Here is a 13,891-nt window from a genome sequence, read left to right as displayed (position 1 = left end):
TGCCAGTTATACTTCTAATAACGGCGAACCAATTTTAAAGTGAAAATTTCTATTTTGAAAATAGTATTGTTGGTCGAAATAGAACTAATAAAATAACCAATTGACGGTAAAATAAAAGGTCGCTTTTAGAAGAACTAAAAACGACCTTTTATAATTTATTAATTGTATTTACGGAAGAACGGCCAAAAACTCACCGCCAGTTATTTGATAAACAGTTGGGTCTTGCCCAGTTGCATCTACAGCGCTAAAATTAAAAATTCCTTCAATAATACCATTATCAATATCATAATTGGTAATTATAAATGTTCCGGGGTTCGAAACATAGGTAATTGAAGACCCTATTATAGGAGTGTAACGCCCTACTATTTCATCGCCTTCAACTACTTGAGTACTCATGTCAAAACTACCTTCAGTAATAGTAGCAGGAAATGTAAGTACCATTCTTTGATCGCCCAAAGTAGTTGTAATGGTTATTGTTGGGTATTGATTAAAAACTTCAGTCGTTATAGTAAGTACATCGGGAGTATAAGCCACGCCGTCTACATTTGCTCTAAACATATTATTGGCACCAGGCACTCCTTCAAAATATACGGTGAAACTACCTTCGGTAACTTCTACTACGTCTGGAGCTTGATTTAGCGGATCTGTACCAGTAAAATCAAAAGTTGCTTTTAGAATTCCTAATTCTAGATCAAAATCTGTAACTGTAATTGTTCCTGGATTAGCAGTCAAGTTTTCGCCACCAGCACCAGCATTGTAAAGTCCTATTAATTTTGTACCGTCAGAAATTCTAACCATATTAAAGGTACCAACTCCTAAAGAACGCGGTATATCTAAGCGCAGCAGTTCGCCCGCTGTAGTCTTTGCTTCAATTTTAATCATATGTACATCGCCAACCATTGGCTCTGTAACATTTATACTTTCGGCTATAAAATCAACAGCATCTACTTTGGCGAAAAACTCATTGTTGGCGTTGCCACCTCCGCCTCCGCCACCTCCGCCACCGCCAGTGTCGTCAAGTGTGTAAGGTATTGCGTTAAATGCGCCACTAGCTATGTCTATCTGTTCTAAAACCGGATCGCCATTTCCATCAAGAACTGGATTGCCGTCGCTATCAATTTTTATACGTGCTCCTACAAAACTAAAAGTTCCAGTAACTGTTTGTGCTGTGACATCCATTCCGGTTACATTCATAATTCCGTATCCTCCCAATGCTTCTGCCGAAATATATGGAAGTGGATTGTTAGAAGTGTCGAAATATGTTCCTGCGTTTTGAACGGCTCCACCTAGCGATAAATTAAACGAACCTACGGCTGCATTTACAATAGCTAGCGTAATATTTTCGCCACCTGCTTTGGCACCTGTAATAACTAATTCATTATCTGTGTTAAGCACTGCAGAAACTGAAGTTGCAATATACTCTTGGCCTTCAATTTGGGCTTTAAATTGTCCTTCTTCGGCGTTGTTCTGTTCTTCTTGAACAAATTCACCTGTGAGGGGCTCGTTTTCACAGGAAAAAAATTGAAAGGCTATGAAGGCTAAAAGCACTCCCTTCAAAAAATACATTTTTTTCATAAATAAGTAGTTTGGTAGGTAATAAACGCAAACTTAAACAAAAATTGTTTAATGCTTTTTATTTCTAGGTACTCTTAATAACAAAAAAACACCTGTTATAAAAAATATTACAAGAAACAATATAGAATTGCGCATACTACCCGTTATTTGATCAATAAATCCATAAATAAGCATTCCTATTACTATTCCAATTTTTTCGGCAACATCATAAAAACTGAAATAGGAAGTCGTGTCTTTAGTTTCGGGTAAAAATTTTGAATAGGTAGATCTGGAAAGAGACTGTATTCCGCCCATCACCAAGCCTACTACCCCAGCCGTAATATAAAATTGAATTGGCGCCACAATAAAAAAGGCTACGATACATATTCCTACCCAAATAATATTAATAACTATAAGGACGGCTATGTTACCAAATTTTTCTGAAGCACGAGAGGTTATTATAGCGCCACCAACGGCAACAAGTTGAATAATGAGAATACTCACTATTAGCCCCATAGTTTTCGCCTTATCATCACCCCAAGCAATTTCCTGTTCTCCAAAATAGGTAGCTACAAGCATCACAGTTTGTACCGCCATACTGTAAACAAAAAATGCCGCTAAATATCTTTTAAGTTGTATGTTTTCTGAAAGCGAATTGTAAACACCTTTTAACTCTCTAAAACCGTTGAAGAGTATTTTTGTATTTACTTTTTTACCGCTTTTGTTTCCCTTCGGAAGAAAATAAAAAGAATACTGACTAAACAGAATCCACCAAATTCCAACTGTTACGAAAGACCATCGCATCGCTTTTACACTCGCTTCTCCCCCTTCGCCAAAACCGAAAATATCAGGAAACATTACCATTCCTAAGTTAAAAAGTAATAACACTACGCTCCCAATATATCCTAAGGAATAACCCTTCGCACTCACTCTATCTTGTTGTTCGGGAAAAGCAACATCTGGCAAATACGAATTATAAAAAACAAGACTTCCCCAAAATCCTACTAACCCACTAAAATAAAAGAGGAGACTAATATGTATATTTTCAATGCTGAAAAAATAAAGGCCCATACAAGATAGCGAACCCAAATAACAGAAGAATTTCATAAAATTCTTCTTATTACCCACATAATCGGCAATACCAGAAAGTAACGGAGAAATAATAGCTACTAGCAAAAACGCCGCTGCTGTAGTATAACTAATTAAAGGTGTGCTCCTAATAGTTCCACCAAAAATGGAAACAGAAGTTATACCCGCAGATTTAAAAAGTGCCTGATAAAATATTGGAAATATTGCCGATGCAATTACTAGACTATAAACTGAATTTGCCCAATCATAAAAAGCCCAGGCATTTAGCAGTTTTTTACTTCCTTTGGCAAGATTGTGCATAGTACGTTCAGTATTTTTCGGATACTAAACTAATAAAAAATCCTGCTTAAAGCAGGATTTTAAAAATATTCAATTAAAAATAAAATTGTATTTATCTCTTAAAGGTTGTAACCCCAAATTTTCCAGCTTCTGCCTTAGCTTCTAAAACCCAAGCATTAATATTTTGAATTCTAGTTGCGCTCGAAGGGTGTGTGCTTAAAAATTCCGGTGGTGCTCCTTGTTCTTGTGCCTGCATACGTTGCCACAATTCTGCGGCTACTGCTGGTTCGTATCCTGCGATAGCCATTAGAACAAGACCTATGTGGTCTGCTTCGGTTTCGTGAGATCTGCTAAAAGGCAGCATAACCCCAAGATTTGAGCCCAAGCCATAAGCTGTATTAAAAATCTGCTGATTTTCTGCATCGCCGGCCAAAGCTATATTACCTGCCACAGCACCCACCTGTTGTAACTGGGCGGCGCTCATACGTTGCTGACCGTGGTTTGCAAGCGCGTGAGCAACTTCGTGACCCATTACGGCTGCTAGTCCTGCTTCGTTTTTAGTGATGGGTAAAATACCAGTATAAACTACTATTTTTCCGCCAGGCATACACCAAGCATTTACATCGGGACTGGATATTAGGTTGTATTCCCAACGATAATCAGTAAGATATCCTGCATATCCATTTGCGTTTAAATACCTTTCTGCGGCAGCTGCTATTTTTTGTCCCACATTTTTAACCATTCTAGCATCAGCTGTATTATCTACAACCTTGTTCTCAGTTAAAAATTCATTGTATTGTTGAAAAGCCATTGGAAGGATTTGAGAGTTTGGAACTAATGCCAAAGTCTGTTTTCCCGTAAATGGATTGGTGCTACAAGCAACCACGAGTATTCCTAATAATAGTATTGAAATTGATTTCTTAAGTTTCATAATGAATGATGGTTTCGTTTGAATGTTAAAATTAAAACTATATAAATTATATTCTCACAAAATTATTCTAAAATTCATTTTTCAATAATTGTTCCACAAACTAAAAACTTTAATGTTTCTTTAATACCGAAATGATATTGAAGCCTTTAAATTTATCAACTTTTAAAAGTTGGAACGACTTTTGAATAACCCAAGCAGTAATCTTAAAAATACCTATTATGAAAAACATACTTCTCTTTTTAGCCCTTTCTTCAACAATATTATTTACTTCTTGCGAAGGTGATCCAGGACCTCCAGGATTGGATGGTGGATTGGTTTACGCGCAAGTGTTTGAAGCAACTGTAAATTTCAGTAACGGCAATAATTTTGAAAACTTAATCGTTTACCCTTCAAATGTTGAAGTATATGAAAGTGACGCTATTCTAGTTTATCGCTTAGTTGAAGTTGTTTCTGGAAATGATGGCCCTATAGATGTTTGGGAGCAATTGCCACAAACTTACTTTCTAAGCCAAGGCACATTATTATATAGTTTTGACCATACATTTTTGGATGTTAAAGTATTTTTAGATGGTAATTTCGATTTGAATACTTTAGGAACAGATTTCACAAACAATCAAACTTTCCGTATTGCCGTTGTTCCTGCAGAATTTGCCCGAACAAATCCTTCTATGGAAGACGTTTTGGAAGTGATGCAAGTGGATGATTCACAAATCGAAAAAATAGAACTTTAATATGAAAACTTTAGGCGCACTATTAATAATGAGTGCTTTTCTTGTCAGCTGTAATTCACCTGCACAGAAGGGTATTTCAACTGTGCAACAACAGTTTCCAATTCTTAAAACCGATGCTGAATGGAAAGCAGAACTTTCACCCGAAGCATACCAAGTTTTACGACACGAAGGCACAGAACCCGCTTTCTCGAGCACCCTAAACGACAATCATAATAAAGGAGTATTTGTTTGTGCAGGTTGCGGGACACCTGTTTTTAAAAGCGAACATAAATTTGACAGTGGCACAGGTTGGCCAAGTTTTGACAGAGTAATTGATGGCAACGTAGCTTTTTCAACCGATAACAAACTTGGTTATACACGAATGGAAGAGCATTGCGCCAAATGCGGCGGACATTTAGGCCACGTTTTTGATGACGGCCCAAAAGATACCACCGGTAAAAGACATTGTATAAATGGAGTTGCACTAAAATTTATTCCCGATAATGGAAAAGCCAAATAAATACCCAATCACAAAATCGGAAGCCGAATGGCGCGAAGAGTTGGGCGAAAAACGTTACCATATTCTTCGCGAAAAAGGCACCGAATTTCCTCGAACCGGAGAATACAACCTTACTTTTGAAGCAGGCACGTACACCTGTGGCGCTTGTAACACCCCTCTTTTTGAAAGCAACAACAAGTTTGAAAGTAGCTGCGGTTGGCCTTCGTTCGACGATTCTATTGAAGGTGCTGTTGAATATATAAAAGATAACACACTCGGTATGATGCGCACAGAAATACTTTGCTCAAACTGCGGTAGTCATTTAGGTCACATCTTTGATGACGGACCTACTGAAACTGGGCAACGTTATTGTGTAAATTCACTTTCACTTCATTTTAAAAAATAAACCCCAATTTTTTGGGCACCAAATTCCAAAACCAAATTTTAAAGATCAGCTTTAAAGTTTGGTTTTTTTATTTTCCTTTTTGAAATTTATTTGTTTTTTGAAATTTGAATTATTTTCCTTTTGAATTTCGTAATTTCGTACCTCCAAAAATTTAGACTTAAATATATATAATGAGCAAATACGACGTAATAGTTTTAGGAAGTGGTCCCGGTGGATATGTTGCTGCCATAAGAGCCTCACAATTAGGATTAAAAACCGCGATTATTGAAAAAGAAAGCCTTGGTGGCGTTTGTTTAAACTGGGGATGTATACCCACAAAAGCACTTTTAAAGAGCGCACAGGTTTTTGATTATCTAAAACATGCAGACAGTTACGGCCTTACCGTTAAGGAATTTGACAAAGATTTCGGAAAAGTTGTTGATCGTAGCCGTGGCGTTGCAGAAGGCATGAGCAAAGGCGTTCAATTTTTGATGAAGAAAAACAAAATTGATGTTATAAACGGTTTCGGAAAGCTAAAAACTGGAAAGAAAATAGACGTTGACGGAAAGGAATATTCCGCAGACCATATAATTATTGCAACCGGCGCACGTACCCGCGAATTGCCAAACCTAAAACAGGACGGCAAAAAAGTGATTGGTTATCGCGAAGCAATGACGCTTAAAAAGCAACCAAAAAGTATGATTGTTGTGGGTAGTGGCGCTATTGGCGTTGAGTTCGCACATTTTTACAATTCTATGGGTACTGAAGTTACTATAGTAGAATTTTTACCAAATCTTGTTCCTTTAGAAGACGAAGATGTTTCAAAACAATTTGAACGTTCTTTCAAAAAAGCTGGAATTAAAGTAATGACGAATTCTTCCGTAGAAAAATTAGATACTTCCGGAAAACTTGTAAAAGCTACCGTAAAAACTGCTAAAGGTGAAGAAACAATCGAGGCTGAAATTGTACTTTCTGCAGTTGGAATTGCTTCAAACCTTGAAGGTATTGGCCTTGAAGATGTTGGTATTGTTACCGACAAAGGCAAAATCATGGTGAATGATTGGTACCAAACCAACATTCCTGGTTATTATGCCATAGGCGATGTTGTTCCTGGTCCTGCCCTAGCCCACGTTGCTTCCGCAGAAGGAATAACTTGTGTAGAAAAAATTGCAGGGCTTCACGTAGAACCTATTGACTACGGAAATATTCCTGGTTGTACGTATGCTTCGCCAGAAATTGCAAGTGTTGGTATGACAGAGAAGCAAGCTAAAGAAGCTGGATACGAACTGAAAGTTGGAAAGTTCCCTTTCTCTGCTAGCGGAAAAGCTAGCGCATCTGGTGAAAAAGATGGTTTCGTAAAAGTAATTTTCGACGCTAAATACGGCGAATGGTTAGGCTGCCATATGATTGGCGCTGGCGTTACAGATATGATTGCCGAAGCTGTTTTGGGAAGAAAACTTGAAACTACCGGTCACGAAGTATTAAAAACAATCCACCCGCATCCTACAATGAGCGAAGCCGTAATGGAAGCCGTTGCAGATGCTTATGGGGAAGTGATACATTTATAGACGTTAGACGTTAGACGTTAGACGTTAGACGTTAGACGTTAGACGTTAGACGTTAGACGTTAGACGAAATTAAAAAACCGCAGCATATGTTGCGGTTTTTTTTGTATTTATAATATACTACCGACTACCAACTAAAGACTACCGACTATTTTAGAAAACTCTGCAAAGCCAACTCATAACTTTGCAATCCAAAACCAACGATTACTCCTTTCGCATTGGGTGAAATGTAACTTTTATGTCTAAAATCTTCCCTTGAAAAGGTATTAGAAATATGAACTTCTACAACCGGAGTTTTAACTGCTCTTACCGCATCTCCTATTCCCACGGAAGTGTGGGTGTATGCGGCGGCATTTAGAATAATACCATCAAAACTATAGCCAGTTTCCTGAATTTTATCAATTAGTTCCCCTTCAATATTCGATTGAAATTGAGACAGTTCTACATTTGGATATTTCTGCTGCAGTTTTTCGAAAAAATCGTTGAAGGTTTCATCTCCGTAAATATCGTTTTCACGCTTTCCGAGAAGATTTAGATTGGGGCCGTTGATGATTATTATTTTCATTCAGTAAATATATAAAATAAAAAAACGGAAGATTTCTCCTCCGTCTTTTAATAAATATTTTTAATAGTTACAAGAAAAAATATCCTACTGAAAAACTTATTACAGAATTTTTACCATCTGTACTCTCTCCTTCAAAATCTTCAAAAATACTTGTAAAGCCAGTTACATACCTAGCTTGGAAAAACAAGTTCATAGGTAAAACATACTGAGCTCCAATACCAACGCCAAGATCAAGAGTTTTAATACCATCGGCATCGCTATTATTGCCATCAAAATCAACTTTACTACTAACATTAAACCCAATTTGTGGGCCGCCTTGTAAACTTAATCCTTCAGCTATAGTAAAGTCAGCCATAATTGGTAGATTTAGATAATTAAGATTCACGGTTATATCCCTACCTAAACCATAGCCCTGAGAGGAATAGACAAGTTCAGGTTGTACAGAAAATAGCTCAGTGATACCAATTTTAGCCACTGCACCTATATGGAAGCTGGTTACTAAATCTACATCGTCAACATCACTGCCATTAATAGATGCGAAATTAGCCCCAGCTTTTGCTCCAAATCTAAAATTCTGAGCCTGCGCAGTTGTAACAAACAAAGCCATTAACGCACTAAAAAGTAATAATTTTTTCATAATTAAAAGTTTATATTTTTAAGATTTAAAAGTATATAAAAAATTAACATTTGTCCGCTTTTTTTCGAAATAGACAAGCAAAAAAAGCAGGAACCACGTTCCTGCTTTTTCAAAATAAACTAAACGTCTTAATAAAATTTATATCCTAAGCCTACACTTAGAAAATCAATTTTTGAATTAAATTCCTGCGGTCCTGTAAAATAATTGTTTAATTGAAAAACATATTTTGCATTTGCATAAAGTCCAGAAACAATGTCGTAACCTATTCCGCCGCCTAAACCTATATTAAACTTCGTGAAATCGTCCGAAATTTCTTCTAGGGTATAAGTAATTTGTGGACCTGCCTGAAAATATAATCCTTCTGTTGCATAAAACTTTGCCATAATTGGAACTTGCAAGAAACTATTATTGTCAATATTGGTATAAAGGAATTCAGGTTGAATCTTAAATTTTTCAGAAATAGGAATTTCTATAATCAAACCTCCATAAAACCCAGATTGACCGTCGCTAACTTTTTCATTATATAATTCAACTTTAGCCTGACCATTCACAAAACCAGCTGTTACACCGATTACGGCGGCATCTTGTGACATAGCCGAAGCAAATCCCAAAATTAATAATGTAGTAGTAAGTAATAATTTTTTCATATTTATATTTTAGAGTTAAGCCGGTAAAGCTAAATAAAAATGGAAATTATAAAAGAAAAAAATTATGTTTTAAACTATCTATTGGTAACCCTTTAAACACAAAACTGTTACCCATAAAAAAAGGCAAGGATTGCTCCCTGCCTCTTTCAAATATTAATTAATTATTCTTAAAAAGAAAACTCTACTCCTCCATTTACAGAGCTAAACGTACCGCCGTCAACAGAAACTCCAGAATACGAAAGTATCACTCCAACTTTTCCAAAGCTATAGCCCACTTTTGGTCTGTAGAAGAAACCTCCATCATTACCATCAGGACTCAAACCAATTCCATACCCAAGATCTGCTCCAAAAAAGAACTCTTCAAGCAAGAATCTAGCAGAACCTCCAATGGGTAAAAATAATGCATCTTCAATTTCAAAGGTCGCTGGCCCTATATCTATTTTATCACCATTGTAATATAATAAACTAGCCATAGGCCCTACATGAAAGGCATCATTGACCTCAAACAGATATGCAAAATCTAGTTGAGCTCCAAAAGTGTAGCCATCAGCACTGTCACCAACTGGTAATGACCCGCTAACACCTAATTTAATGTTTTGTGATTGTGCAGTTGTAAGTGCGAAAACTACAAATGCTGAGAACAATAAAAGTTTTTTCATAATTAAAAATTTAAAGATTAGTTAATTAAAAATAGGCAAAATTTTTAATTAGCGCAAATTTTTCATCCATTCGAAAAACCGGATTAAAACTTTGTTTTTCAGCAACTTAAAAGCACTGTAAACACTAGGAAAACTGACTTCTTTTAAAGGAAAAAAATCAAAAATATTTACAAAAAAAAAGCTATTCAATTAAGAATAGCCTTTTTTAAATTGAATTTTTATCACTTTTTATAAAAACGAGTATCCAAGTGCAACTGAAAATACATTATTCTTGTTTTTGCCATCAACATCTTTTGAAACATCTGAAAGTCCAAAATTATAACGAGCGTCTACTCTAATTCCAAATGGAAAGTCATAACCAGCACCTACTATTCCGGAAACATCAGATTTTTCTGCTTCATAAATATTTCCTAGAACATCCGCTATTTTATCATCTACAATAAATCCGAATTGCGGCCCTGCTTGTATATTCAAGCCTTGCACTAAATAATATTTCAAAACAACTGGTACATTTACATAGGTTAAATCAAACTCACCAGCATCAAATTTTGCGCCTTGCTGAGAATATAGAAAATCTGCTTGCACCCCTACTTTATCGGTGAATTTTATTCCCGCAAAAATACCAGCTTGGAAACCAGTTTTACTAGAAAGATCATCAACATCAGAGATATTTGCAAAGTTAGCACCCGCTTTTATACCAAGATCAATTTCTTGAGAAAATGCCGTCGTACCGATAAATAACGTGATTACTGCTACAATTAATTTTTTCATAATTATTGGGTTTTTTTGAGTTTTATATTAAACGTAAAGATACCGCTAATCTTATACCTTAAAATATATTTAGTTTTTTGTTAACTATTGTTTTTAGTGGTAATATAGCAGTATGAAGTGGCATCAAGGTTTAAAGGATTATCAAAATTTTCTGCGTTTAGAGCGCGGGCTTTCCCAGAATTCTATCATTAATTATTCATTAGATGTGAAAAAATTGATGCGATGGCTGGAAACCAATAATATAGAAGCCTCCCCTATTTCTATTTCTGAAGAAACGCTGCAACAATTCATTTATGAAATTGCAAAAAAAGTGAATCCTCGCACCCAAAGTCGCTTGATTTCTGGGCTTAAAGGTTTTTTCAATTATTTAATTTTTGAAGATTACCGAAAAACCAATCCTTTAGAACTTATTGAGGCGCCTAGATTAGGCAGAAAACTCCCCGATACACTCGCCATTGAAGAAATTGACGCTTTAATAAATGCCATAGATTTAAGTAACAAACAAGGCGAGCGCAATCGTGCAATTATTGAAACACTTTACGGCTGTGGTTTGCGAGTTTCAGAACTCACAAACCTAAAAATTTCAGATTTATATTTTGATGAAGGTTTTATTAAAGTTACCGGTAAAGGCGATAAACAAAGACTTGTACCCATTGGTCCGACCACAGAAAAATACATTACTATTTATAGGAAGGAAATACGTGTACACAAAGAAATTGATGCCGCAGCGAAAGACACCCTATTCCTAAACCAGCACGGCCGTCAATTAACACGAGCAATGATTTTCACAATTGTAAAAAGATTAGCGGAAAAAGCAGGTATTCGCAAAACCATAAGTCCGCATACTTTTCGTCATTCTTTTGCTACCCATCTTTTAGAAAACGGCGCCGATCTTCGCGCTATTCAACAGATGTTAGGTCACGAGAGTATAACAACTACCGAGATTTACACTCATATTGATAGAAAGCATCTTACTGAAGTAATTAATCGGTATCACCCGAGAAAGGAGGCCCCCTAGCCCCGCCGCGGCGGGGGAATCGAAATATTATGAAATAAAAAAAGCTCCAAATGGAGCTTTTTTTATTGAGTTTGAGTAAAAGTTCCCACGCCGTGGCGGGCTTAGGGGCCTTTTACTTCGCTATGTTAACCGCACGCGTTTCACGTATAACGGTTACTTTCACTTGCCCAGGATAAGTCATATCTGTTTGAATTTTTTGAGAGATTTCAAAAGAAAGCTGCGCTGCTTTTTCGTCGCTTACTTTATCACTTTCAACCATAACGCGTAATTCACGTCCGGCTTGAATTGCGTACGCTTTATTTACGCCGCCAAAGCCAAAAGCAATATCTTCTAAGTCCTTCAAACGCTGGATGTAAGAATCCAACACTTGACGTCTTGCTCCAGGTCTTGCGCCACTTATGGCATCACAAACCTGAACAATTGGAGATAGCAATCCGGTCATTTCAATTTCGTCGTGGTGAGCACCGATAGCATTACAAACTTCAGGTTTTTCACCGTATTTTTCAGCCCACTGCATTCCTAAAAGTGCGTGTGGCATTTCAGTTTCCATTTCTGGAACTTTCCCAATATCGTGAAGTAATCCTGCACGCTTAGCGAGTTTTGCGTTTAAGCCAAGTTCCGCTGCCATTACGCCGCAAAGTCTTGCAACCTCGCGCGAGTGATGTAAAAGGTTTTGACCGTAAGACGAACGGTATTTCATACGTCCCACCGCTTTTATAAGCTCTGGATGCAAACCGTGAATTCCTAAATCGATAACGGTTCGTTTTCCAACTTCAATAATTTCTTCTTCTATTTGTTTTGTAGTTTTTTGAACCACTTCTTCAATACGAGCAGGGTGAATACGGCCATCAGTTACAAGTTTATGTAGCGACAGACGAGCAATTTCTCTTCTTACAGAATCAAAACACGAAAGGATAATTGCTTCCGGCGTATCGTCAACAATAATTTCTACGCCAGTAGCGGCTTCTATCGCGCGAATATTTCGACCCTCACGACCAATAATTCTACCTTTAACGTCATCACTTTCAAGATTGAAAACCGAAACGCAATTTTCAACTGCTTCTTCGGTTCCTATACGTTGAATGGTATTAATGATTATTTTCTTAGCTTCTTGCTGCGCAGTCATTTTCGCCTCTTCCATAGAAGTTTGAACATAAGCCATTGCTTGCGATTTAGCTTCGTCTTTTAGGCTCTCCATTAACTGTGACTTCGCATCTTCAGCAGAAAGACTACTAATAACTTCAAGTTGCTCTATTTGGCTACGATGTGCTTTATCTACTTCAACTTGCTTTTTTTCTAGAATAGTAATTCTTTCGATGTAATCAGTCTTCTTTTCTTCAAGTTCTGTATTTAATTTCTTTGATTTTGCAAGTTCGCTAGAAACTATCGACTCTTTATCACGGGTTCTTTTTTCCGCTTCTGAAATCTTTTTATCGCGATTTAATATAACTTTTTCGTGCTCAGATTTAAGCTCCAAAAATTTCTCTTTGGCTTGTAGAATTTTATCTTTTTTTGTGGTCTCGGCTTCAGATTTTGCCTCTTTCAATATTGATGCAGCGCTTTTTTTTGCTCTTAGTATAAGCTGGGATGCATTATTTTTCTCCAGTATTTTTGCAATAAAAAAACCAATCGCAACACCTACGATTACGCCTATTACAGGTATTATTACTTCCATTTTTAGTTGATTTATATATATAAAAAAAGCCTACATCAATATATTTATTTTGAATAAACTCCTTAAAATGAATGTTTAGGGCTAACAAGCTGATCAAGTATCCGCTCAAAGACGGCACGCTTTTACAACTTCAACTCACCCTTTTTAAAGAATTCCTGTTGAGTTTACCAAAAATTTGTATTAATGTAGGCAGTAACCTTATTTAATTTAAAGAACGTTATGATAAGTGCTCCTGCAGCAAGCGGTCTAAAGCCTTAAGCTTTTCCTCCGTTTCATGCGTATCGCTAGATTTATCAATATTTTTTTGCTCCACTTGGGCGGCAAACTGGAGGGCGCACATGGCTAATACATCCTGCTTGTCGCGTACGGCGTAACTTTGCTCGAACTGTTTAATCATTTTTTCTATCTTTTTTGAAGCCAACCGCAATCCCTCTTCCTGTGAAGGGTTAATGGTTAGTGGGTAAACCCGGTCCGCAATTGATAGTTTTATTTTTAATGGTTCGGCCATTGTTATATTATTATTCTGAAAGCTGACTTATACAATGATCAATTTCCCGAATTAGAGCGTTTATCTTGAGTTTAGTTTCTCGTTTATGTTGGTCGCTGCCAAGCATTGAATTTGCCAGTTTTAATGAGTTACATTTTTCGGTCCAAACTTCAATTTCATTTTCAAATTGTTGCTGTTTCGATCGTAAATTATTGAGTTCTTCTTCTAATGCTACGTTAGCCTTACTTACTTTCTCATGCCTTTGTAGCAGCTCGCCAATTCTATTTTCAAGAGAATCAACTATTTCAAAAAGATTGCTCATTAAAATCTGTCTTCAATACTTCTATCACAAAGTTAGCATACCATACCAAATACACAAACAGTTTTCCATTATTTTTTGTAATATTGAAGAATAGTTAC

The 13,891-nt window shown here is 36.6% G+C and carries 16 protein-coding genes and 1 other RNA gene; 5 read left to right on the top strand and 12 right to left on the bottom strand.

All coding sequences use genetic code 11. The features are described 5' to 3' along the window. Positions 1-168: 168 nt before the first annotated feature. From AC3RVF_RS14665 to AC3RVF_RS14655, 3 genes are all read right to left on the bottom strand, one after another. Positions 169-1,575, bottom strand: a complete 1,407-nt coding sequence (locus AC3RVF_RS14665; protein ID WP_489693678.1) for a DUF6252 domain-containing protein — start codon at positions 1,573-1,575, stop codon at positions 169-171. A 48-nt stretch (positions 1,576-1,623) separates the two neighbouring features. Beyond that, a complete protein-coding gene (locus AC3RVF_RS14660) occupies positions 1,624-2,943 on the bottom strand; it encodes an MFS transporter (RefSeq protein WP_489690090.1) in 1,320 nt (439 codons plus the stop codon). A gap of 91 nt (positions 2,944-3,034) precedes the next feature. Further along, positions 3,035-3,853, bottom strand: a complete 819-nt coding sequence (locus tag AC3RVF_RS14655) for a M48 family metallopeptidase (protein WP_489690091.1) — start codon at positions 3,851-3,853, stop codon at positions 3,035-3,037. A gap of 218 nt (positions 3,854-4,071) precedes the next feature. Here AC3RVF_RS14655 and AC3RVF_RS14650 point away from each other — a divergent pair, with 218 nt between their 5' ends. From AC3RVF_RS14650 to lpdA, 4 genes are all read left to right on the top strand, one after another. Continuing rightward, positions 4,072-4,584, top strand: a complete 513-nt coding sequence (locus AC3RVF_RS14650) for a hypothetical protein (protein WP_489693677.1) — start codon at positions 4,072-4,074, stop codon at positions 4,582-4,584. A gap of 1 nt (position 4,585) precedes the next feature. Next, positions 4,586-5,083, top strand: coding sequence for a peptide-methionine (R)-S-oxide reductase MsrB (gene msrB, locus AC3RVF_RS14645; protein ID WP_489693676.1), 498 nt, complete (start codon positions 4,586-4,588; stop codon positions 5,081-5,083). Next, entirely contained in the window at positions 5,067-5,468 is a 402-nt protein-coding gene (gene msrB, locus AC3RVF_RS14640) for a peptide-methionine (R)-S-oxide reductase MsrB (protein ID WP_489693675.1), read from the top strand. Before msrB (AC3RVF_RS14645) ends, msrB (AC3RVF_RS14640) begins: the two co-directional genes overlap by 17 nt. A gap of 170 nt (positions 5,469-5,638) precedes the next feature. Continuing rightward, positions 5,639-7,015: a dihydrolipoyl dehydrogenase gene (gene lpdA / locus AC3RVF_RS14635; protein WP_489693674.1), complete on the top strand. Its 1,377-nt coding sequence runs from the start codon at positions 5,639-5,641 to the stop codon at positions 7,013-7,015. 145 nt (positions 7,016-7,160) lie between these two features. Here lpdA and aroQ read toward each other — a convergent pair whose 3' ends face one another. From aroQ to AC3RVF_RS14610, 5 genes are all read right to left on the bottom strand, one after another. After that, positions 7,161-7,577 carry a type II 3-dehydroquinate dehydratase gene (gene aroQ, locus AC3RVF_RS14630; RefSeq protein WP_489690096.1) on the bottom strand — a complete coding sequence of 139 codons (417 nt, stop codon included), beginning with the start codon at positions 7,575-7,577 and terminating at the stop codon, positions 7,161-7,163. A gap of 67 nt (positions 7,578-7,644) precedes the next feature. Further along, entirely contained in the window at positions 7,645-8,214 is a 570-nt protein-coding gene (locus AC3RVF_RS14625; protein WP_489690097.1) for a porin family protein, read from the bottom strand. A 128-nt stretch (positions 8,215-8,342) separates the two neighbouring features. Beyond that, positions 8,343-8,861 (bottom strand): porin family protein, encoded by a 519-nt coding sequence (locus AC3RVF_RS14620; protein WP_489693673.1) that lies wholly within the window; start codon positions 8,859-8,861, stop codon positions 8,343-8,345. A 167-nt stretch (positions 8,862-9,028) separates the two neighbouring features. Beyond that, the gene (locus AC3RVF_RS14615; protein WP_489693672.1) at positions 9,029-9,520 is read right to left on the bottom strand and encodes a hypothetical protein; all 492 of its coding nucleotides are present in this window, start codon (positions 9,518-9,520) and stop codon (positions 9,029-9,031) included. A gap of 228 nt (positions 9,521-9,748) precedes the next feature. Continuing rightward, positions 9,749-10,291, bottom strand: coding sequence for a porin family protein (locus AC3RVF_RS14610; RefSeq protein WP_489693671.1), 543 nt, complete (start codon positions 10,289-10,291; stop codon positions 9,749-9,751). Between the two features lie 112 nt (positions 10,292-10,403). Here AC3RVF_RS14610 and xerD point away from each other — a divergent pair, with 112 nt between their 5' ends. Further along, the gene (gene xerD, locus AC3RVF_RS14605) at positions 10,404-11,309 is read left to right on the top strand and encodes a site-specific tyrosine recombinase XerD (protein WP_489690099.1); all 906 of its coding nucleotides are present in this window, start codon (positions 10,404-10,406) and stop codon (positions 11,307-11,309) included. Positions 11,310-11,421: 112 nt separating this feature from the next. Here xerD and rny read toward each other — a convergent pair whose 3' ends face one another. The 4 genes from rny to AC3RVF_RS14585 form a co-directional block, all read right to left on the bottom strand. Continuing rightward, positions 11,422-12,984 carry a ribonuclease Y gene (gene rny / locus AC3RVF_RS14600; RefSeq protein WP_489690100.1) on the bottom strand — a complete coding sequence of 521 codons (1,563 nt, stop codon included), beginning with the start codon at positions 12,982-12,984 and terminating at the stop codon, positions 11,422-11,424. A gap of 55 nt (positions 12,985-13,039) precedes the next feature. Continuing rightward, positions 13,040-13,148, bottom strand: a non-coding RNA gene (gene ssrS / locus AC3RVF_RS14595) — 6S RNA. Between the two features lie 53 nt (positions 13,149-13,201). Further along, the gene (locus AC3RVF_RS14590; RefSeq protein WP_489690101.1) at positions 13,202-13,492 is read right to left on the bottom strand and encodes a cell division protein ZapA; all 291 of its coding nucleotides are present in this window, start codon (positions 13,490-13,492) and stop codon (positions 13,202-13,204) included. Positions 13,493-13,502: 10 nt separating this feature from the next. Next, on the bottom strand, positions 13,503-13,793 hold the full coding sequence (locus AC3RVF_RS14585; protein ID WP_489690102.1) for a hypothetical protein: 291 nt from the start codon (positions 13,791-13,793) through the stop codon (positions 13,503-13,505). Positions 13,794-13,891: the final 98 nt, after the last annotated feature.

The sequence above is a fragment of the Aequorivita sp. IT1183 genome (assembly GCF_058068265.1).
The sequence above is the reverse complement of the archived record's forward strand: the minus strand, read 5'-3'. Positions and strand labels throughout refer to the sequence as shown.